Source organism: Streptomyces sp. NPDC046915 (assembly GCF_040644935.1).
Taxonomy (GTDB): domain Bacteria; phylum Actinomycetota; class Actinomycetes; order Streptomycetales; family Streptomycetaceae; genus Streptomyces.
The window spans coordinates 80596-101142 of record NZ_JBEYXB010000027.1 but is presented as its reverse complement, the minus strand read 5'-3'; the positions used below and the strand labels follow the sequence as shown (position 1 = coordinate 101142).

Here is a 20547-nt window from a genome sequence, read left to right as displayed (position 1 = left end):
GATACGACAAGACCGCCACCTCCTACGAAGCAGCGGTCAGTCTCGCGTCATTCCTGCTCTGGGCAAGATCCGTTTGAAGACGGACCCTAGTGCCGGGGCACTGGCCCGCAGGGCACGGAAACGGGCACAGCGGAACGCCCCGCCGGTCGTCACCGGCGGGGCGTCCTCGTGGCCGGTCGAGGGGGGCTCGGACCGGCCGTTCGGCCGAGGGGGGCTCAGGCCGACACTTGTACTGACGCTGAAAACGAACACATGGTTGTTTCCGCGACAGGAACCCGTGGTGAGCGAGCCGCTAGGAGTCGCCCGCACTGCTGTCGTGCGCCGCGAAGTCGCCCTTCACCGCGTACCGGGCGGCGCCTGCGGCGCCCGTGATGCCGTAGGCGTCGTCCCTCGCGTCCCGGCCGCCGCGCTCGTGGTTGTACTGCCCGGCGAAGACCCACTCGCCCGCGGGGACCGTGCGGCCCTCCTTGAGCACCCAGGTGTAGACCAGGAAGCCGTTCTTCTCCTCGACGGTCTGGGTGAAGTCGGTCTCCGGCAGGGACCGCCAGGCGCCCGCCGTCGACACGCCGCCCGTCTGCGCCACCTTCAACTGCACGGTCAGCGCGGTCAGCTGCTTCGACGTCTTCAGGGTGATGTTGCTCTGCGCCCAGAAGTCGTTGCTGTGCGGGTCGACCGAGCCGTCCGACCACAGCGGGCCGTCCTGCGTACCCCCGGCGGCCGGTGCCTTCGGGGTGGCCGAGGCCTTCGGGGACGTCGAGGTGGGGGACGGACCGGCCTGGCGGGAGGGGTGCGTGGCGCCGCCGGAGCCGGTCGTCGGGGCCGCCGAGTGGACCGGCGGCCGCACCGTCGCGTCCGGCGACGGCGTGGGTGTCGGCGAGACCGCGACCGTCTGCCGGCCCGGGGTGTCGTCGTTCTTCACCGCGGAAGCCACCGCGTACCCGCCGACCGCGAGGACACCGGCCACCGCGGCCGTGGCACTCACCACCCGGAACCAGCCGAACGCCGGCGGGCGCGTCGCCCGGTGGTCGGAGCGGCCCTGGGCGGCCATGCCCCGCTCGATACGGGCCAGGATGCGGGCGCGGTCCGGTTCGTGCGCCTCGGCCGCCTCGTGCAGCCGGGCGCGCAGCTCGTCGTGCACGTCCTGCTGCCTCATCGGGTCCCACCTCCGGTCTCGCCGCCGCGCGCCATCGCCGCGTGCACCTTCTGCGGAGCGCGCTCGGTGCCGAGCAACCGCTGTAGTTCGGCCATTCCCTTCGACGTCTGGCTCTTAACCGTACCCACCGACACCCCCAGGGCCAGCGCGGTGTCCTTCTCCGACAGGTCGAACGCGTGCCGCAGCACCACGCACGCCCGCTTGCGGAACGGCAGCCTGCGCAGCGCCTCCTGCACGTCCACCACGCCGGCCACGTCGGGGTTCTCGGTCTTCTCCTCGCGCGACCAGAACAGCGAGATCCGGCGGCGCTCGCGCACCGCGCTGCGGATGCGGGTACGGGCCAGGTTGGCGACGACACCCCGGGCGTAGGCCACCGGGTGGTCGGCCGCGCGCACCCGGTCCCAGCGGTGCCACAGCGCGAGCAGCGCGTCCGCGGCCAGGTCGTCGGCGGCGTCCGCCTCGCCGGTCAGGAGGTGGGCGAGACGGGAGAGTTCGGCGTAGTGCCGTTCGAAGAAGGCATGGAACTCCACGGAGGCGGCGTCGTCGACGACTGTGCCCACGGGCGACCTCTCTGTGCGTGTCATGTGAATGACATGTGTTCGTCCGGGGTGGCCGGGACGAGATCCGGAAGCGTAGCAGCGGTCAACCGCTCGGTTTGTACAGGGTCTCGAACGCCGTGTGACGGGTCGACGCCTGATTCCGTAACACGGAGAAAACCTGAAACCGGTTCAACGCGGGAACAATCCAGCCAGCATCCGCAGACCGATCATGAGGCGACAAGGAGCAACACCATGTCCGAGACGCAGAAGGCGGCCGACCGGCCGACTGCCGCGCCACCCGCTGCCCACGGTGTCGACCGGTACTTCAGAATCTCCGAACGCGGATCGACGTTCGGCCGGGAGATACGCGGCGGCCTGGCCACCTTCTTCACGATGGCCTACATCCTTGTCCTGAATCCGATCATCCTGGGCAGTGCCAAGGACAAGTTCGGCCACACGCTCGACACCGGCCAACTGGTCACCGCCACCGCCCTGGTGGCCTGTGTGATGACGATCATCATGGGCGTCGGCGGCAACCTCCCGCTCGCCATCGCCGCCGGACTCGGCCTCAACGCCGTCGTCGCGTTCCAGCTCGCCCCGCTGATGAGCTGGGCCGACGCGATGGGACTCGTCGTCCTCGAGGGCATCCTGATCTGCGTCCTGGTGCTCACCGGGCTCCGCGAGGCGATCATGAACGCCATCCCGCAGCAGCTCAAGCAGGCCATCGGTGTGGGCATCGGCCTGTTCATCGCCTTCATCGGCTTCGTCGACGCCGGGTTCGTCAGCCGCATCCCCGACGCCGCGAACACCACGGTGCCGGTACAGCTGGGCGCCGTCGGCCGGCTCACCGGCTGGCCGGTCCTGGTGTTCTGTCTCGGCGTACTGCTCACCATCGCGCTGCTCGCCCGCAAGGTGAAGGGCGCCATCCTGATCAGCATCGTCAGCATGACGGTCGTCGCGATCGTCATCGACGCCGTCGCCGACATCAAGAGCTGGGGCCTGACCACCCCGAAGATCCCCGACAAGATCGTGGCCGCCCCCGACTTCGGACTCGTCGGTCACTTCAGCCTGTTCGGCGGCTTCGCCAAGGCCGGGGTGCTCACCGCCGTGCTGCTGGTCTTCACCCTGATCCTGTCCGACTTCTTCGACGCCATGGGCACCATCGTCGGCATCAGCGCGGAGGCCGGACTCCTCGACGAGAAGGGCCAGGTGCCCGGCATCGGCCGCGTCCTGTTCATCGACGGCGCCGCCGCCGTCGCCGGCGGAATCGGCTCCGCCTCCTCCAACACCGCCTACATCGAGTCCGCGGCCGGTGTCGGCGAGGGCGCCCGCACCGGCTTCGCCAACCTGGTCACCGGCGGCCTCTTCGGCCTCGCGCTCTTCCTCACCCCGCTGCTCACCATCGTCCCGCTCCAGGCCGCCGCACCGGCCCTGATCGCGGTCGGCTTCCTGATGATGACCCACGTCAAGCACATCGACTGGGACAGGTACGAGATCGCCGTCCCGGCCTTCCTCACCATCGCCGCGATGCCGTTCACCTACTCCATCACCGACGGCATCGGCGCCGGCTTCCTGGCCTATGTCGTCATCAAGTCGGTGCTGGGCAAGGCGAAGGAGGTCAACTGGCTGCTGTGGGGGGTGTCAGCGCTGTTCCTGGTGTACTTCGCGATCGACCCGGTGGAGCAGATCCTGGGCGTGAAGTAGCGCGCCAAGGAGTGGAGCAGCGCGTCAACTCCGCAACGCGGCCCGCATTACCGCCTTGGCCACCGGCGCCGCCAGTCCGTTGCCGCTCACCTCGGAGCGGGCCGCGTCCGACTGCTCCACCATCACCGCGACGGCGACCTCCTTGCCGCTCGAGTCGGACTTGCCGAACGAGGTGAACCAGGCGTACGGCGTCTTGCTGTTGTTCTCGCCGTGCTGGGCGGTGCCGGTCTTGCCGCCCACGGTCACGCCGGAGATCTTCGCGTTCGTACCGGTGCCGTCCTCGACCACCGTCCGCATCGCCGACTGGAGCTGCTCGGCGGTCGAGGAGCTGATGATCTCCTTGCTGCCCGCGTCGTCGTCGTAGTCCTTCAGTACGTCGCCGCCGCCGTCGGTGATCCGCGAGACCATGTGCGGCGAGACCAGCTTGCCGCCGTTGGCTATCGTCGCCGACACCATGGCCATCTGAAGGGGCGTGGCGGTGACGTCGAACTGGCCGATGCCGGACAGTCCCGTCTGTGCCTCGTCCATGTCCGAGGGAAACACGCTGGCGTACGCCCGCACCGGCACGTCGAGCTGCTCGTCGTCGAAGCCGAACTTCTCGGCCATCGCCCTCACCTTGTCCTGGCCGAGGTCGACGGCCATCTTCCCGAAGACGTTGTTGCAGGAGTACTGGAGGGCGACGCGTATCGGGGCGTTCTTGCAGGGCGCGGAAGGGTTCTCGTTGGAGAGGGGCCGGGTGGTGCCCGGCAGGGTGTACGGGTCCGGGCTGGCGGTGTGCTCGTCCACGTCCTTGTACAGCCCGTCCTCCAGCGCGGCCGCCGCGACGACCAGCTTGAACGTCGAGCCCGGCGGCAGCGGCTGGCGCAGCGCACGGTTGGTCAGCGGCTTGTCCGGATCGGCGTTGAGCTTCTTCCAGGCCGTCCCCGCGGTGTTGGCGTCGGTCAGAGTGGACGGGTCGTACGACGGTGTGGACACCACCGCGAGGATCTTGCCGGTCTTCGGGTCGATCGCGACGGCGGCGCCCTTGTTGTCGCCGAGCGCGTCGTACGCCGCCTTCTGCACGTCCGGGTCGATCGTGGTGATCACGTCGCCCGGCTCGGCGCGCTTGCCGGTGACGGTGTCCATGACGGTCTTGAGCTGGTTGTCCGTGCCGTTGAGCAGGTCCTGGTAGATGCCTTCGAGCTGGGTCGGTGCGTACGCCTGTGAGGCGTAGCCCGTCACCGCCGCGTACAGCCTGCCGTCCTTGTACGTGCGCTTGTACGCGAGGTCGCCGCCCTTCGTACGCGCCGAGCCGGTGATCGACTCGCCCGCCACGATGATGTTCCCGAGCGGGTCCGCGTACGTCCCGATGACGTTGCGCCGGTTGTTCTTGTCGTCCGCGAGGGCCTTGCCGTCGTAGAACTGCACCCATGTCGCCCTGAGCAGCAGGGTGAGCACGAGCAGCAGAGTGAAGACGGACGCCCGCCTGATCGTCTTGTTCATCCCGGTCATGAGGACGAGCGGGATGCGGCAGTCGTTCCGCTCCGCCGGGTTTCTCATCGGGCTTTCATGAGAGCGAAAGCCTTCATGAGAGCAGCAGCACGACCTCCTCGATCTCCGCACCGCGGGCGTTCGCGTATCCCCGGGCCCGTGCGCTCTCCCGGAACCCGCACTTGTGCAGCACCCTGAGCGACCCGGCGTTGTCCGCCGCCGCACGCGCGTACAGCGGGCGTTCCGGCACCTCGGCGAGCAGTCCCCGCAGGGCGGCCGTGGCCAGGCCGCGCCCCCAGTACGCGCGATCGATCCAGTACGTCACCTCGCGGGAGCCCGGCTGTCCGTACACCGCCGCGCTCCCCACCACGTCCCCGTCCGCCAGGACGGTGCGCGCGGTGACGCCGGCCGAGGAGCGGATCTTCCTCCAGTGCGCGTCGAAGGCGTCGCGGTCGGCCGGGTCCTCGGGGGTGAAGGCGGCCATCCACACCGCCTCGGGGTCGTTCGTGTGCCGGTAGAACACCGGCAGATCGCTGTCGTGGACCTCGCGGAGCACGACTTCCATGGTCACAGCCTCCGGGTGGCGAGGGCCAGCCGGTCACGGGCGTCGAACAGGGCGTCCTTGATCATCTGCTCGTGGGCGGGGGTCAGCCGGGCCACCGGCACCGAGCAGCTGATCGCGTCGCGGGCGGGGGTGCGGTAGGGGATCGCCACGCCGAAGCAGCGCAGGCCCAGCGTGTTCTCCTCGCGGTCGACGGCGAAGCCCTGCTCCCGGACCTGGCGCAGCTCCTCGATGAGCTTCTCCCGGTCGGTGATCGTGTGCTCGGTCAGCGCGGGCAGCGTCTCCGGCAGCAGCTTGCGCACCTGCTCGTCGGTGTGGGTGGCCAGCAGCGCCTTGCCCAGCGAGGTCGAGTGCGCGGGCAGCCGACGGCCGACCCGGGTGAAGGGCCGCAGGTAGTGCTGCGACTGGCGGGTGGCCAGGTACACCACGTTCGTGCCGTCCAGGCGGGCCAGGTGGATGGTCTCCGTGGTGTCGTCGGAGAGCCGGTCCAGCGTCGGCCGGGCCGCCGCGACCACCTCGTCGCCGTCGATGTACGAGGTGCCGACGAGCAGCGCCCGCACCCCGATGCCGTACCGCGTACCCGTCGCGTCCGTCTCCACCCAGCCCAGCTCCACCAGCGTGCGGAGCAGCATGTAGAGGCTGGACTTGGGGTACCCGACGGCCTCCTGGACCGCCGCGAGGGAGTGCATACCGGGCCGGCCGGCGAAGTACTCGAGCAATTCCACGGTCCGCACCGCGGACTTGACCTGCGCCCCGCCGCCTGTCTCGCCTGCCGACATCGCCGTTGACCCCTTCGTTCGACGAGGACCTGAAGATATAGTCTCCAACAGCATATTCATCATCAGAGACGGTGTTCAGTATATCGAACGTCCCTGGTCGATGGCGTACATACTGCGGCACTACATGGAGGGACCCGCGGTGGCAGCAGCACCAGTCTGGAGTGTCGACCCGCGCACCGGGAAGCAGCGTGAACAGGTTGCGGTGGAGGCCACAGCCGAAGAGGTCGACGCCGTGGTGAAGGCGGCGCAGGCCGCGCGCGGCGCCCTCGCCGACCGCACGGTCCGCTCCGCGTTCCTGCGCGCCGCCGCCGACGGCCTTCAGGCGGCCAAGGACTGGCTGGTCGAGACCGCCGACGCGGAGACCGCCCTCGGCCCGGTCCGGCTGACCGGCGAACTCGCCCGCACCTGCTACCAGCTGCGGGCCTTCGCGGACATCGTCGACGAGGGCGCCTTCCTCGACGTCATCGTCAACCACCCCGACGACACCGCCACCCCGCCGATCCCGGACCTGCGCCGCTACAAGGTGCCCCTGGGCGTCGTCGCCGTCTACTCGGCGTCCAACTTCCCCTTCGCCTTCTCGGTCGCCGGCGGCGACACCGCCAGCGCGCTGGCCGCCGGCTGCCCGGTCGTCGTCAAGTCGCACCCCGACCACCCGGCCCTGTCCGAACTGGTCGCCAAGGTGCTGCGCCGGGCCGCCGCCGAGCACGGCGTCCCCGAGGGCGTGGTCGGCCTGGTCCACGGCTTCGAGGCGGGTGTCGAGCTGATCAAGCACCCGCTGGTCGCCGCCGCCGGGTTCACCGGTTCCGTCCGGGGCGGACGCGCCCTCTTCGACGCGGCGGCCGCCCGGCCGGTCCCGATCCCCTTCCACGGCGAGCTGGGCTCGCTCAACCCCGTCGTCGTCACCGAGGCCGCCGCCGCCGAGCGGGCGGATGCCATCGGCGCCGGTCTCGCCGGGTCGATGACCCTCGGCGTCGGCCAGTTCTGCGTCAAGCCGGGCCTGGTCCTGGTGCCGTCCGGCGCGGCGGGTGACGGCCTGGTCAAGTCGCTCACCGACGCCGTCAGCGACACCGACGCCGGCGTCCTCCTCGACCACCGCATGCGGGACAACTTCCTCGCCGGGGTCGCCGAGCGTGCCGAACTCCCCGACGTGGAGTCCCCGGTGACCCCCGGCGCGGGCGGCGAGCACACGGTCAGCGCGGGCTTCCTGACGGTACCGGCGAGCAAGCTGGCCGAGGAGGGCGCGTACGACCTGCTCCTGGAGGAGTGCTTCGGGCCGGTCACGGTGGTCGTCCGGTACGACGACGAGGGCGAGGCCACGGCGGTCCTGTCCCGGCTGCCCGGCAACCTCACCGCGACGGTCCACCTGTCGGAGGAGGAGGCGGCGGGCGAGGGCCGGGGCGCGGAACTCCTGGCCGAGCTGACGCCGCTGGCCGGACGCGTGCTGGTCAACGGCTGGCCGACGGGTGTGGCGGTCGCCCCCGCCCAGCACCACGGGGGCCCGTACCCGGCCACCACCTCCACCTCGACCTCCGTGGGCGGTACGGCGATCGAACGCTGGCTGCGGCCGGTCACCTACCAGAACGCCCCCGAGGCGCTGCTGCCGAAGGAACTGCGGGACGACAACCCGCTGGGGCTGCCCCGGCGGTTCAACGGCGCTCTGGAGCGGTAACAGCCGGCATGGACGTGGAACTTCCCGAACTTCCCTTCGCCCTGCGCACCTACGGCCCCGACGGCAACTGGTCCTACGAGGACGGCGTGCTCACCGGGTGGGCCGGGCCCCGGCAGGACCGGTTCGTGCCGCCCACCGGGGAGGCGTTGGAGCCCGCCTCCGACGCGCCCCGGCTGCTGGGCGCGCCCGAGGGCGACTTCCAGCTGATCGCGCGCGTCACCGTCGGGTTCGCCGCCGCCTTCGACGCGGGGGTGCTCTACGTCCACGTCGGTGAGCGGGCCTGGGCCAAGCTGTGCCTGGAGTACTCCCCGGACGTGCCCACCGTCTGCACGGTGGTCACCCGGGGACACTCCGACGACGCCAACTCCTTCACCGTGGACGGCAGTTCCGTCTGGCTGCGGATCAGCCGCACCGGCCGGGCCTTCGCCTTCCACGCCTCCCGGGACGGCGAGCGCTGGACCTTCGTCCGGCTCTTCACGCTGGGCGAGGAGAAGGAGACCGGCGCCGCGCTCATCGGCTTCATGACCCAGTCGCCGATGGGGGAGGGCTGCGTGGTGACGTACGACCACATCGAGTTCCGGGACGGCTGGCCGGACGACCTGCGGGACGGAAGCTGAGCGGTCCGGAACCGCTCTCGCCCCGGGCACGTCCTCCGCTGCATGATCGAAGCACACCGGAACACCGGCTCCCTGGTGATCAGGACCGTACTGCCCGCGGAGGCCGAGGCCGTCGCCGAGCTGCACGTCCGGGCCAGGTCGACGTACTACCCGGACGGCCTGCCGGAGGACGGCTTCGACTGGGCGGCCCGGTGGCGTGAGGCCATCGGGCGGCCCGACGGCCAGGTGCTGTGCGCGGTGCGGGACGGGCGCCTGGTGGGCATCGCCTCCTTCCGCACCCCGCAGGACACGCCCCGGACCGTCAAGCTGTTCCAGTTCCACGTCGACCCCGGCCACTGGCGTACGGGCGTCGGCGCGGCCCTGCACACCGCCTGCGTCGAGCAGTGGCAGGCCGACGGCAGGCGGAGCGCGGTCCTCGACGTGCACGTGGACAACGCCCGGGCCCAGGCCTTCTACGCCCGCCAGGGCTGGGTCCCGGACCCGGAGAACCCGCCCGCCGAGGGCGACCACCACCTGTTCCTGCGGTACGCGGTGCGGCCGGGGGAATGAAACACGCTGCTTGAACGTTCATGTACCGGGTGGAGAGAGCCTCCGCACCGGTACGAGCTGGAGAGCCGTGAACATGCGCGTCGAGATCTGGACGGACATCGCCTGTCCCTGGTGCTACGTGGGCAAGGCCCGCTTCGACAAGGCGCTCGCGGCCTTCCCGCACCGCGACCAGGTGGAGGTGGTGCACCGCTCCTTCGAGCTGGACCCGGGCCGTGCCAAGGGCGACGTCCAGTCCGTGATCACGATGCTCACCCGGAAGTACGGCATGAGCGAGGCGCAGGCCGAGGCCGGCGAGGACAACCTGGGCGCGCAGGCCGCCGCCGAGGGGCTGGACTACCGCACCCGGGGCCGGGACCACGGCAACACCTTCGACATGCACCGCCTGCTGCACTTCGCCAAGGAGCAGGGCAGGCAGGACGAGCTGATCCAGATCCTGTACCGGGCGAACTTCGCCGAGGAGCGGTCGCTGTTCACCGAGGGCGCCGAGCGGCTGGTCGCGCTGGCCGCCGAGGCCGGACTGGACGCCGACGCCGCCCGCGCGGTGCTCGCCGACCCGGGTGCGTACGCCGACGAGGTCCGCGCCGACGAGCGCGAGGCGGCACAGCTCGGCGCGAACGGCGTGCCCTTCTTCGTCCTCGACCGCAAGTACGGCGTCTCCGGCGCCCAGCCCGCCGAGGTCTTCACCCAGGCGCTCACCGAGGCGTGGGGCGAGCGGCAGCCGCTGCGGCTCATCGACTCGGGTGATGCCGAGGCATGCGGTCCGGACGGGTGCGCGGTGCCGGAGCAGGGCTGAAAGCCGCAGCTCAGGGGGTACGTATAAGCACCGCTTAGCGGAGCCACGTAAAAATCCGCAATGGACGGGGACTTCATCGGGCCGCACAGTGGACCCATGGAGACCTCCGAGACCTTCGAGAGCCTCGTCCGCGCCGAATTCGCCCCCAGGAGCACCTACCTCAACACCGCGAGCAACAGCCTGCTGCCCGCCCGCACCGTCGCCGCGCTGCACGAGGCGGCGATGATGCGGGCCGAGGGCCGGCCGCTGGGCCCGCTGTACGAGGACGTGGAGGCCTGCCGGGCCGGGTACGCCCGGCTCGCCGGCGTCCCGGCCGACCGGGTGGCGGTGGGCGCCTCCGTCGCCGCGCACTCCGGGGTGATCGCCGCCTCGCTGCCCGCGGGCGCCGAAGTCCTCACGGCCGAGGACGACTTCACCTCGGTGCTGAACCCGTTCCACGTCCGCGGCGACCTCAAGGTCCGCACGGTCCCGCTGGAGCGGATCGCCGAGTCGGTCCGCCCGGACACCGCGCTCGTCGCGGTCAGCGCCGCCCAGTCCGCCGACGGGCGGATCGCCGATCTGGCCGCCCTGCGGGAGGCGGCCCGCGCACACGGGGCGCGGACCTACGTCGACTTCTCCCAGGCGGCCGGCTGGCTGCCGATGGACGCCGACGCCTACGACTTCTCCGCCTCCGTGTCCTTCAAGTGGCTGCTCGGCCCGCACGGGGTGGCCTTCTTCGTGGTCCCGGAGGACTTCGGCGGGCTGACACCGGTGCTCGCGGGCTGGGTGGCGGGCGAGAAGCCGTGGGACAGCTGCTACGGCCCGGTCGCCGAACTCGCCCATTCCGCACGGCGGTTCGACCTCACCCACGCCCTGTTCACCTTCGCGGGACTGCGCCGCTCCCTCGACCTGATCGAGGAACTCGGCGTGGCCGCCGTCCACGAGCACGACCTGGCGCTCGCCGACCGGTTCCGGGCCGGGCTCGCGGCGCTCGGCCACGAGCCGGTGCCCGCCCCCGGCTCGGCGATCGTGTCGGTGCCCGGCCTCGGCGAACGCCAGCCGGAGCTGAGCCGCGCGGGCATCGAGGTCTCCGACCGCGCCGGCAACCTGCGCGCGGCCTTCCACCTCTTCAACACCCCGGCGGACGTGGACCGCCTGCTGAACGCCCTGTCCACCTGACACGACCGGGCCGGAGCCCCCCGTCCCACACGAGGAGGCTCCGGCCCGGTGTTCAGGGGGTCACTTCACCGGGGTGAAATCCCTCGCCCCGATGAAGTCCGGTCGCCGTACCGGTGCCGCGAACGGTTCCACCGCCGCGTTCTCCACGCTGTTGAACACGATGAAGACGTTGCTGCGCGGGAACGGCGTGATGTTGTCGCCGGAGCCGTGCATGCAGTTGCAGTCGAACCAGGTCGCCGATCCGGCCGGGCCGGTGAACAGCTTGATGCCGTACTCGCCGGCCAGCTTGGTCAGCGCCTCGTCGGACGGCGTGCCCGCGTCCTGCATCTGGAGCGACTTCTTGTAGTTGTCCTTGGGCGTGGCCCCGGCACAGCCCAGGAACGTCCGGTGCGAGCCCGGCATGATCATGAGCCCGCCGTTGGTGTCGTAGTTCTCGGTCAGCGCGATCGAGACGGACACCGTCCGCATGTTCGGCAGGCCGTCCTCGGCATGCCAGGTCTCGAAGTCCGAATGCCAATAGAAGCCGCTGGCGCCGAAGCCCGGCTTGACGTTGATCCGGGACTGGTGGACGTAGACGTCCGAGCCGAGGATCTGCCGGGCGCGGCCGACGACCCGCTCGTCCCGCACGAGGTTCGCGAACAGCTCGCTGATCCTGTGCACCTCGAAGACCGAGCGGATCTCCTGGGACTGCGGCTCCACGATCGACCGCTCGTCGGCACGGATCTCCGGGGAGTTGACCAGCCGGTCCAGCTCCCGCCGGTAGACGGTGGCCTCCTCCGCGGTGATCAGCTGGTCGACGGAGAGGAAGCCGTCACGCTCGAACGACTGGAGGTCGGTCGTCGAGACCGGACCGGGAGTACCGGGGGTGCCCCAGAGGACCGGGTCCTGACGCGGGGTCGACACCTCGGTGGCACCCCGGCTGGGGTAGAGGTCGGTGACGGTGGGCGTGGTGGTTGTGGTGGTCATGGTCTGTCACACCTCCTCGGGCTCGGTGAGCAGCGGGTAGACGCCGTTCTCGTCGTGGTCCTCCCGTCCGGTCACGGGCGGGTTGAACACGCAGAGGCAGCGGAAGTCCTCCTTGACGCGCAGCGTGTGCCGCTCGTGGCCGTCGAGGAGGTACATGGTGCCGGGAGTGATCTTGTACGTCTTCCCGGTCTCGTGGTCGGAGAGCTCGGCCTCGCCCTCGACGCAGACGACGGCCTCGATGTGGTTGGCGTACCACATCGACGTCTCCGTACCGGCGTACAGAATCGTTTCGTGCAGGGAGAAGCCGACCTTCTCCTTGGCCAGCACGATGCGCTTGCTCTCCCAGGTGCCGGACGCGGACTTCACGTGCCGGTCGGTGCCTTCGATGTCCTTGAACGAGCGGACGATCACGGTGGTGCACTTCCTCCTTGTGCTGGACCTTTGTCAGGTCGTGGTCAGGTCGTGGTCAGGCGGTCTCCCGGACGGCACGGGCGAGGACACGCAGGCCCTCGTCCAACTCGTCCGGAGTGATGGTGAGGGCCGGCAGCAGTTTGACGACCTCGCTCTCCGGGCCGGAGGTCTCGATGAGCAGCCCCAGCTCGAAGGCACGCTTCGCGACCCGCGAGGCACGGTCCTTGTCGTGGAACTCCAGGCCCCAGACCAGCCCCAGGCCGCGGTACTCCTTGACGTCGGCGAGGTTCTCCTCGGTGATGGAGATCAGCGCCTGCTCGACCTGCTCGCCGCGGGCCTGGGTCTGCTTCTCCATGGCGGACCCGTCGGTCCAGTACGCCTCCAGGGCGGCCGTGGCGGTGACGAACGCCGGGTTGTTGCCACGGAAGGTTCCGTTGTGCTCGCCGGGCTCCCAGATGTCCAGCTCGGGCCGGAACAGGCACAGCGACATCGGCAGCCCGTAGCCGCTGATGGACTTCGACACGGTGACGATGTCCGGCACGATCCCGGCCTCCTCGAAGGAGAAGAACGCACCGGTACGGCCGCAGCCCATCTGGATGTCGTCGACGATCAGCAGCATGTCCTGCCGCTCGCACAGCTCCTTGAGCGCCCGCAGCCACTCCGGCCGCGCGACATTGATGCCGCCCTCGCCCTGGACCGTCTCCACGATCACCGCGGCGGGTTTGTTGAGGCCCGAGCCCTGGTCCTCGAGCAGGCGCTCGAACCACAGGAAGTCCTGGACCTTGCCGTCGAAGTAGTTGTCGAAGGGCATCGGGGTGCCGTGCACCAGCGGGATGCCCGCGCCGGCCCGCTTGAAGGCGTTGCCGGTGACGGCGAGGGAGCCGAGAGACATGCCGTGGAAGGCGTTGGTGAAGGACACGATGGCCTCCCGGCCCTTCACCTTCCGCGCCAGCTTCAGCGCGGACTCCACGGCGTTGGTGCCGGTGGGGCCCGGGAACATCACCTTGTACGGCAGGTCACGCGGGCGCAGCACCAGGTTCTGGAAGGACTCCAGGAAGGCGCGCTTGGCGCTGGTCGACATGTCGAGACCGTGCGTGACGCCGTCCCGCTCCAGGTAGTCGATCAACGCCCGTTTCAGCACGGGGTTGTTGTGGCCGTAGTTCAGCGAGCCCGCGCCGGCGAAGAAGTCGAGGTACTGATGGCCGTCCTCGTCGAACATGCGGCTGCCCTGCGCGCGGTCGAAGACGGTGGGCCAGCCGCGGCAGTAGCTGCGCACCTCGGACTCCACGGTCTGGAAGACGCTGAGGTCGGGCTGGGTGATGGTCACGACGAATCGCTCCTCGTTGCGTGGGGGGAGGGGAGTGCGTGGGGTACTTCCGCGTTTCAGAAGGAGAGGGGGCCGATGCGGTACAGGACTTCCGGCTCGTGCGGCCCGTCGGGGAACAGTCCCGTGTCGAAGAGCACCTCGCGGGAGAGCGCGGCGCCGTGGCGGTCGGCGTACGAGGTGAACAGGCGGTCCGAGGCGGTGTTGCCCGGGGTGATCGTGGTCTCTACGCAGGTGATCCCGCGCTCGGCGCCGAGGCGTGCGGTCAGCCCGTCGAGCAGCGCGGCCGCGATCCCGCGACCCCGGTGGGCCGCGTCGACCGCCACCTGCCAGACGAGCAGGGTGTGCGGCTGCTCCGGCCGTACGTACCCGGTGAGGAAACCGACCGGTGCCCCGTCGGCGTCGCGCGCCACCGCCGAGGTGGCGGCGAAGTCGCGGCACCACAGCAGGTAGCTGTAGGAGGAGTTCAGGTCGAGGGTTTTGGAGTCCTTGGCGATACGCCAGAGCGCGGCTCCGTCCGCCACCGCCGGGTGGTCGATGAGCAGGTCTGCTTGTGCGGCAGTCATGCGGATTGAATTTACCCGTGGAAATTCAAAAATGCATGGCTGAATAGGGTTACTTGAGTGTGGGTCCTGTGTTATCGCGCAGGCGCGGGCAGGTGCGCGGCGAGAGGTAGATATGTCCGGGTTTATGCGCCCCAAAAGGTGCAAAACGGAAGGCCTGTGTAATGCGTCACAGCCATGTGGTCCGTTCGGGAAACCGCTGCGTTTACGCCACGGAAAAGCGGGCAGAAGTACCTGGGAAAGCTACCCTGAAATAAGAATTAGTAAATCGCCGTGAATTCACGCTCCGGTCACACTGCCAGTACACGCGCTACTGCCAGGTGGAGTCCACGGCCTCGCGTGCGCGCCGCGGATCCACGCTCAGTCCCCGCTCGGCCAGCGCGGCGCCCACCGCGTCCAAGGACGCCCGTACCGCGTCCGCCGTCGCGTCCGGCCCGTAGTGGTTGACCCGGATCATCTCCCCGGCCAGCGCGCCGCCGCCCGCGGCCAGCGGCAGCGCGGGGTCCCCCGCCAGCGCCCTGGCCACCAGCTCCGACGCCACCACACCGGTCGGCACCCGCAGCGTCGTCGCGACCGGTGCCGCGTCCCGCTCCTCGTACACATACGGCTCCAGGCCCCCGCCCAGAGCCGCCGCCCCGGCCCGTGTGGCCAGCGCGGCGCGCCGGTGCCGGGTCATCACGGTCTGCAGGCCGGCCGTCTCGATCCGCTCCAGACAGGCCTCCAGGGCGAGCATCTCCAGCTGGGCGGGAGCGTGCAGCAGCGTCTTCCGGCCGCCGTCGATCCAGCGCTCCTTCCAGTCGAGCAGCGACAGGTACGACCGGCGCGGCGCCCGCGGGTTCGCCGCCATCCGTGCCCAGGCCCGCTCGCTCACGGACACCGCCGACACACCCGCCGGACCGCCCATCGCCTTCTGTGCCCCGATCACGCACAGGTCCACGCCCCACGCGTCCGGCAGCACCGGCTCGGCGCCCACGGAGGCGACCGCGTCCAGATAGAAGAGGGCGCCCTGCTCCCGTACGGCCTCGCCGATCTCCGCGACCGGGTTGGTGTTGCCGGTAGCCGCCTCCGCGTGCACGAGCGAGACGAAGTCGATCTCCGGGTGCTCGGCGAAGGCCTCCCGGATCCGCTCGGCCGTGACCGCCGTGTGGAAGGGCACCGCCAGGTCGTGCACCGTGGCACCGCAGTCCCGCAGCCAGTTCCCGAAGGTCTGCCCGTACGGACCGGTGATCACGTTCAGTGCGGTCGTCCCCGGCCCCGCGGTCGCCCGGATCGCCCCCTCCAGCGGCAGCAGCGCCTCGCCCTGCGTGATCACGACGTCCTGCCGGGTGTCGAGCAGCCGGGCCACCCGGTCCTCGATCGAGGCGAACCGCGCGGCGCTCAGCGGGGGGAGATCGAGGAAGGCGTGGGTCACGGCGGTGCTCTCTTCGCTCACGGGGAACAGATGGAACAGATGAAGCAGATGAAGCAGACGGTGGAACAGATGAAGCAGGCGGTGGAACAGATGAAGCAGCTGGAATCGAGCGTAACCGGCCGCGGTCGGCTGTCTCCGACCGGTTACTTCTTAGGCCGGGCCGACCGGTGACCATCGGATTGGTTTGAGAGACCCAAACATCTCCTTATAATCGGAACCCACAGTTCCCCCACAGGAGGCTTCCCGTGACCACCCTCTCCGGGCGCCGGACCCGCGTTCTGGCCGCCATCACCGCGACCGCCGGGCTGGTGCTCGTGGCCGCCTGCACCTCCACCGGAAACGGCGGCGGCTCGAAGACCGCCGCCGGCGGAGTCAAGGTCGTCAAGGCTGGGCAGCTCACCACCTGCACCCACCTGCCGTACCCGCCCTTCCAGTCGGAGATCGGCGGCAAGGTCCAGGGCTTCGACGTCTCCCTCGTCGACCTGGTCGCCAAGGACCTCGGCGTGAAGCAGGCCATCGTCGACACGCCCTTCGAGAACTTCAAGACCGGTGCTTTCCTCAACTCCGGCCAGTGCGACCTTGCCGCGGCCGGCATGACCATCACCGCCGAGCGCAAGAAGCACGTCGACTTCTCCGACCCGTACTTCAACGCCACCCAGGCCGTCCTCGTCGACAAGAAGAGCGGCATCACCTCGCTCGCCGACGTCAAGGCCAAGGGCAAGAAGCTCGGCGCCCAGGCGCAGACCACCGGCGAGGACTACGCGAAGAAGCAGGGCTTCGACCCGGTCTCCTTCGAGTCCTCCGACGCGGTCCTCAACGGCCTGCGCACCGGCCAGGTCCAGGCCGTCGTCATCGACTACCCCGTCGTCCAGGGCTGGCTGAAGGACAAGGCCAACGCCGGCGCCTTCAAGGCGGTCGACAACATCAACACCGGTGAGCAGTACGGCTTCACGGTGAAGAAGGGCAACACCAAGCTCCTCGCCGCCATCAACAAGGCGATCGCCGGCGCCAAGGCCGACGGCACGTACAAGAAGCTGTACGAGAAGTGGATCGGCCCGTACGACGCCGCCGCGGCCTCCCCCTCCGCGTCATGAGCGATGCCACCGACGCGGCCCGCACCGGCATCCAGCCGAGGAAGAAGGGCCTGACCCGCCGCCAGAAGCGCAGAGTGTCCCGCGGCGTCCAGTACGCGGTCTTCGTCGCCGCCGTGATCGCCTTCGCGGTCACGGCCGACTGGGGACAGTTGCAGAACCAGTTCGCGCAACTCGACATCGCCCGGCAGATGTTCCCGGACATCATCACGCTGGCGCTGAAGAACACCGTCCTCTACACCGTGTCCGGCTTCGTCGTCGGCCTGATGCTCGGCATGGTCATCGCGCTGATGCGGCTGTCGTCCGTGGGCCCCTACCGCTGGCTCGCCGGCATCTACATCGAGATCTTCCGCGGCCTGCCCGCCCTGCTGATCTTCATCTTCATCGGCGTGGCCGTGCCGCTGGCCTTCCCGGGCACCGAGATCATCGGCGGCACGTACGGCAAGGTGGCCCTCGCCCTCGGCCTGGTGGCGGCCGCGTACATGGCCGAGACGATCCGCGCCGGCATCCAGGCGGTGCCCAAGGGGCAGATGGAGGCCGCCCGTTCGCTGGGCTTCTCGCCCACCCGGGCCATGGCCTCGATCATCGTCCCGCAGGCCTTCCGGATCATCCTCCCGCCGCTCACCAACGAACTCGTCCTGCTCTTCAAGGACTCCTCGCTGGTGCTGTTCCTCGGCGTCACCCTGGAGGAGCGCGAACTGTCCAAGTTCGGCCGCGACCTGGCCAGTACGACCGCCAACTCCACGCCGATCCTCGTTGCCGGCCTCTGCTACCTGCTGGTCACGATCCCGCTCGGCTTCGTCGTCCGCCGCATGGAGGCCAAGGCCCAGGAGGCCGTCAGGTGAGCACCCCCGAAGTCCTGATCCAGGACCTGCACAAGTCCTTCGGCGACAACGACGTGCTGCGCGGCATCGACCTGGAGATCCGCCAGGGCGAGGTGGTCTGTGTCATCGGCCCCTCCGGCTCCGGCAAGTCGACCCTGCTGCGCTGCGTCAACCTCCTGGAGGAACCCACCAAGGGCCGGGTCTTCGTCGGCGGCGTCGAGCTGACCGACCCCGACGTGGACATCGACGCCGCCCGCCGCGGCATCGGCATGGTCTTCCAGCAGTTCAACCTCTTCCCGCACCTCACGGTGACCGAGAACCTCACCCTCCCGCAGCGCCGGGTGCTCCGGCGGGACAAGGCGGCCGCGGCCGAGGTGGCCGCCGAGAACCTGCGGCGTGTGGGCCTCGCCGAGAAGGCGGACGCCTACCCCGCCTCGCTCTCCGGCGGCCAGCAGCAGCGCGTCGCCATCGCCCGCGCGCTGGCCATGGGCCCCGAGGTGATGCTCTTCGACGAGCCGACCTCCGCCCTCGACCCCGAGCTCGTCGGGGACGTCCTCGCGGTGATGCGCATGCTCGCCGACGAGGGCATGACCATGATCGTCGTCACCCACGAGATGACCTTCGCCCGCGAGGTCGCCGACCGGGTCGTCTTCATGGACGGCGGCGTGATCGTCGAGGACGGCACCCCGGACCAGGTCATCGGCGACCCCAGCCACGACCGCACCCGCCACTTCCTCTCCCGCCTCCTCGACCCGGCGATGGCCGAGGTGGAGGAGGAGACCTCGGACCAGGTGGGCAAGGGCGGCCAGTAGCTGACTAGGGTGCGGGGCATGAGCGAACGCGCGGTGCTGCACGTGAAGGGGCGGATCCTCGTCGGTGCGGACGAGGTCCGGGACGAGCTGTGGGTGGTCGGCGGCCGGGTCTCGTACGACCGTCCCGCCGGCGCCCGCGAGGTGACGACCGTAGCGGGCTGGGCGCTGCCCGGCCTGGTCGACGCCCACTGCCATGTCGGCCTCGGCCCGGACGGCCCGGTCGACAAGGACGTGGCCGAGAAGCAGGCGCTGACCGACCGCGAGGCCGGCACCCTGCTGATCCGCGACGCGGGCTCGCCCTCCGACACCCGCTGGACCGACGACCGCGAGGACCTCCCGAAGATCATCCGGGCCGGCCGGCACATCGCCCGCACCCGCCGCTACATACGGGGCTACGCCCACGAGATCGAACCGGACGACCTCGTCGCGTACGTCGCCCAGGAGGCCCGGCGCGGCGACGGCTGGGTCAAGCTGGTCGGCGACTGGATCGACCGCGACCTCGGCGACCTGTCCGCCTGCTGGCCGCGCGAGGCGGTCGAGGCGGCCATCGCCGAGGCCCATCGCCAGGGCGCCCGCGTGACCGCCCACTGCTTCGCCGAGTCCTCCCTGCGCGACCTGGTCGAGGCGGGCATCGACTGCGTCGAGCACGCGACCGGCCTGACGGACGACCTGATCCCCCTCTTCGCGTCCCGGGGCGTGGCGATCGTCCCCACCCTCGTCAACATCGCCACCTTCCCCCGGCTCGCCGACGGCGGCGAGTCCAAGTACCCGCGCTGGTCCGCCCATATGCGCCGCCTCCACGAGCGCCGCTACGACACCGTGCGCGGTGCCTACGACGCCGGGATCCCGGTGTACGTCGGCACGGACGCCGGTGGCTCGCTCGCCCATGGCCTGGTCGCGGGCGAGGTCGCGGAACTGGTCACCGCCGGCATCCCGCCGGTCGACGCCCTCTCCGCGACGAGCTGGGGCGCGCGCCAGTGGCTCGGCCGGCCCGGCCTGGAGGAGGGCGCACCGGCGGACCTGGTGGTGTACGAGACGGATCCGCGCGCGGACGTACGGGTACTGGCGTCACCGCGACGAGTGGTGTTGAACGGCCTGGTGGTCGAATAACCGCCGTGCAATTCGCACACACGCACGGAAAATCCACGATGGAGTGAAGTGACGCAGGATCGCTGACGGTTCACCCTCGGTGCGCGATTCTTGCCGGGTCCCGAGCAAGTCTCGTCTGGGGGTCCCCACCTTGAACGGCACCAACTTCCGCATGCCCGCACGCCGTTGGGCCACCGTCGCGACGGCCGCGGCACTCGCCGCCGGTCCTGTCACGCCGGCGGCCGCGGGCTCCGCCCGAGCGACCGCCGACCACGGCCACGCCGACGCCGTCGTGCTGCGCACCGGGCTCGACGTGTCCCTCGTGAACAAGGCCGCGAACGTCCCGCTCGCGCTCTCCCTCAACGAGGTCGGCGCACCGCACACGGCCGCGAAGACCGCCCTGACCGCCCGCCTGGACGACGTGGACGCCGGCAAGCCCTTCACCGTGCTCGGGGCGGACGTCGCCTCGGCGAAGGCCACGACGACCGCGACCCGCGCCGAAGCCACCGTCCACCTCGCCCACGCCAGGCTCCACGTCCCCGGCCTGCCCCTGCTGTCCCTGGTCGAGCTGGACACCGTCACGGCGAAGGCGACCTGCGAGTCCGGCAGGGTGCCGGTCGCCACCTCCGAGGTCCCGGGTGCGGTCACGGTCCTCGGCAAGCGGGTCACCCTCACCGCCGGCGGCCCCACGGACGTCCGCGTACCCGGGCTCGGCGAGGTCCGCCTGGACCTCTCCCGGCGCAGGACCACCTCCCGCACGGCAGCGGCCACCGCTCTCCGGCTCAAGGTCTCCGTCAACCCGCTGAAGCTGAACGTGGCCGGCGTGACCGGCACGGTGACCCTGGCCGGGGCGACCTGCGAGACCCCGGCCACCCCGGACAGGACCCCGGCCCCCGACATCAAGCCCCAGGGCACCCCGGCCGACCCCGACCTGGCGCAAACCGGCGCGAGCTCCCTGACCCCGTACCTCGCGGCAGGCTCAGCCGTGCTTCTGACAGCGGGCGGGGGAGCGGCGGCGCTGGTGCGGCGACGGAAGGGGTGAGGGCGCGGGTGCAGGCGCGGC

Annotated in this window: 22 protein-coding genes; 12 read left to right on the top strand and 10 right to left on the bottom strand. The window is 70.4% G+C overall.

What is annotated here, in order from left to right; translation table 11 throughout:
• Positions 1 to 292: 292 nt before the first annotated feature.
• Positions 293 to 1153 carry a hypothetical protein gene (locus tag ABZ915_RS42450; RefSeq protein WP_361814740.1) on the bottom strand — a complete coding sequence of 287 codons (861 nt, stop codon included), beginning with the start codon at positions 1151 to 1153 and terminating at the stop codon, positions 293 to 295.
• Positions 1150 to 1713: a SigE family RNA polymerase sigma factor gene (locus ABZ915_RS42445; RefSeq protein WP_361814737.1), complete on the bottom strand. Its 564-nt coding sequence runs from the start codon at positions 1711 to 1713 to the stop codon at positions 1150 to 1152. Before ABZ915_RS42445 ends, ABZ915_RS42450 begins: the two co-directional genes overlap by 4 nt.
• Positions 1714 to 1944: 231 nt before the next feature.
• Here ABZ915_RS42445 and ABZ915_RS42440 point away from each other — a divergent pair, with 231 nt between their 5' ends.
• A complete protein-coding gene (locus ABZ915_RS42440; RefSeq protein ID WP_361814734.1) occupies positions 1945 to 3396 on the top strand; it encodes an NCS2 family permease in 1452 nt (483 codons plus the stop codon).
• 24 nt (positions 3397 to 3420) lie between these two features.
• Here the strand turns inward: ABZ915_RS42440 and ABZ915_RS42435 are convergent, their stop codons facing one another.
• From ABZ915_RS42435 to ABZ915_RS42425, 3 genes are all read right to left on the bottom strand, one after another.
• Positions 3421 to 4878 carry a penicillin-binding transpeptidase domain-containing protein gene (locus tag ABZ915_RS42435; protein ID WP_361814752.1) on the bottom strand — a complete coding sequence of 486 codons (1458 nt, stop codon included), beginning with the start codon at positions 4876 to 4878 and terminating at the stop codon, positions 3421 to 3423.
• Between the two features lie 82 nt (positions 4879 to 4960).
• The gene (locus tag ABZ915_RS42430) at positions 4961 to 5431 is read right to left on the bottom strand and encodes a GNAT family N-acetyltransferase (protein ID WP_361814731.1); all 471 of its coding nucleotides are present in this window, start codon (positions 5429 to 5431) and stop codon (positions 4961 to 4963) included.
• A 2-nt stretch (positions 5432 to 5433) separates the two neighbouring features.
• Complete coding sequence (locus ABZ915_RS42425) at positions 5434 to 6207, bottom strand: IclR family transcriptional regulator (RefSeq protein ID WP_361814728.1); 774 nt, start codon at positions 6205 to 6207, stop codon at positions 5434 to 5436.
• A 139-nt stretch (positions 6208 to 6346) separates the two neighbouring features.
• On the opposite strand from ABZ915_RS42425, the gene ABZ915_RS42420 reads away from it, so the two are divergent.
• The 5 genes from ABZ915_RS42420 (at position 6347) to ABZ915_RS42400 (ending at position 10993) form a co-directional block, all read left to right on the top strand.
• Complete coding sequence (locus tag ABZ915_RS42420) at positions 6347 to 7876, top strand: aldehyde dehydrogenase (NADP(+)) (protein WP_361814725.1); 1530 nt, start codon at positions 6347 to 6349, stop codon at positions 7874 to 7876.
• Between the two features lie 8 nt (positions 7877 to 7884).
• Positions 7885 to 8493 (top strand): DUF1349 domain-containing protein, encoded by a 609-nt coding sequence (locus tag ABZ915_RS42415; protein WP_361814723.1) that lies wholly within the window; start codon positions 7885 to 7887, stop codon positions 8491 to 8493.
• 42 nt (positions 8494 to 8535) lie between these two features.
• The gene (locus ABZ915_RS42410; protein ID WP_361814720.1) at positions 8536 to 9042 is read left to right on the top strand and encodes a GNAT family N-acetyltransferase; all 507 of its coding nucleotides are present in this window, start codon (positions 8536 to 8538) and stop codon (positions 9040 to 9042) included.
• Between the two features lie 73 nt (positions 9043 to 9115).
• The gene (locus ABZ915_RS42405; RefSeq protein WP_361814717.1) at positions 9116 to 9835 is read left to right on the top strand and encodes a DsbA family oxidoreductase; all 720 of its coding nucleotides are present in this window, start codon (positions 9116 to 9118) and stop codon (positions 9833 to 9835) included.
• A 96-nt stretch (positions 9836 to 9931) separates the two neighbouring features.
• The gene (locus tag ABZ915_RS42400) at positions 9932 to 10993 is read left to right on the top strand and encodes an aminotransferase class V-fold PLP-dependent enzyme (protein WP_361814714.1); all 1062 of its coding nucleotides are present in this window, start codon (positions 9932 to 9934) and stop codon (positions 10991 to 10993) included.
• A 60-nt stretch (positions 10994 to 11053) separates the two neighbouring features.
• On the opposite strand, the gene thpD is transcribed toward ABZ915_RS42400, so the two are convergent.
• From thpD to ABZ915_RS42375, 5 genes are all read right to left on the bottom strand, one after another.
• Entirely contained in the window at positions 11054 to 11959 is a 906-nt protein-coding gene (thpD, locus tag ABZ915_RS42395; RefSeq protein ID WP_361814712.1) for an ectoine hydroxylase, read from the bottom strand.
• 6 nt (positions 11960 to 11965) lie between these two features.
• Positions 11966 to 12370 carry an ectoine synthase gene (locus ABZ915_RS42390; RefSeq protein ID WP_361814709.1) on the bottom strand — a complete coding sequence of 135 codons (405 nt, stop codon included), beginning with the start codon at positions 12368 to 12370 and terminating at the stop codon, positions 11966 to 11968.
• A 55-nt stretch (positions 12371 to 12425) separates the two neighbouring features.
• Positions 12426 to 13697, bottom strand: coding sequence for a diaminobutyrate--2-oxoglutarate transaminase (ectB, locus tag ABZ915_RS42385; RefSeq protein ID WP_361814707.1), 1272 nt, complete (start codon positions 13695 to 13697; stop codon positions 12426 to 12428).
• Between the two features lie 56 nt (positions 13698 to 13753).
• The gene (gene ectA / locus ABZ915_RS42380) at positions 13754 to 14260 is read right to left on the bottom strand and encodes a diaminobutyrate acetyltransferase (RefSeq protein WP_361814704.1); all 507 of its coding nucleotides are present in this window, start codon (positions 14258 to 14260) and stop codon (positions 13754 to 13756) included.
• Between the two features lie 307 nt (positions 14261 to 14567).
• Positions 14568 to 15668, bottom strand: coding sequence for an aminotransferase class V-fold PLP-dependent enzyme (locus ABZ915_RS42375; RefSeq protein WP_361814749.1), 1101 nt, complete (start codon positions 15666 to 15668; stop codon positions 14568 to 14570).
• A gap of 30 nt (positions 15669 to 15698) precedes the next feature.
• Here ABZ915_RS42375 and ABZ915_RS42370 point away from each other — a divergent pair, with 30 nt between their 5' ends.
• The 6 genes from ABZ915_RS42370 to ABZ915_RS42345 all read left to right on the top strand — a co-directional run bounded on the left by ABZ915_RS42370 (position 15699) and on the right by ABZ915_RS42345 (position 20526).
• Positions 15699 to 15839, top strand: coding sequence for a hypothetical protein (locus ABZ915_RS42370; protein ID WP_361814701.1), 141 nt, complete (start codon positions 15699 to 15701; stop codon positions 15837 to 15839).
• Between the two features lie 74 nt (positions 15840 to 15913).
• Positions 15914 to 16762: a transporter substrate-binding domain-containing protein gene (locus ABZ915_RS42365; protein ID WP_361814698.1), complete on the top strand. Its 849-nt coding sequence runs from the start codon at positions 15914 to 15916 to the stop codon at positions 16760 to 16762.
• The gene (locus ABZ915_RS42360) at positions 16759 to 17604 is read left to right on the top strand and encodes an amino acid ABC transporter permease (RefSeq protein ID WP_361814695.1); all 846 of its coding nucleotides are present in this window, start codon (positions 16759 to 16761) and stop codon (positions 17602 to 17604) included. Before ABZ915_RS42365 ends, ABZ915_RS42360 begins: the two co-directional genes overlap by 4 nt.
• Positions 17601 to 18395 carry an amino acid ABC transporter ATP-binding protein gene (locus ABZ915_RS42355; RefSeq protein WP_361814692.1) on the top strand — a complete coding sequence of 265 codons (795 nt, stop codon included), beginning with the start codon at positions 17601 to 17603 and terminating at the stop codon, positions 18393 to 18395. Before ABZ915_RS42360 ends, ABZ915_RS42355 begins: the two co-directional genes overlap by 4 nt.
• Before the next feature lie 18 nt (positions 18396 to 18413).
• Complete coding sequence (locus ABZ915_RS42350) at positions 18414 to 19505, top strand: amidohydrolase family protein (protein ID WP_361814689.1); 1092 nt, start codon at positions 18414 to 18416, stop codon at positions 19503 to 19505.
• A gap of 130 nt (positions 19506 to 19635) precedes the next feature.
• On the top strand, positions 19636 to 20526 hold the full coding sequence (locus ABZ915_RS42345; protein WP_361814686.1) for an SCO1860 family LAETG-anchored protein: 891 nt from the start codon (positions 19636 to 19638) through the stop codon (positions 20524 to 20526).
• Positions 20527 to 20547: the final 21 nt, after the last annotated feature.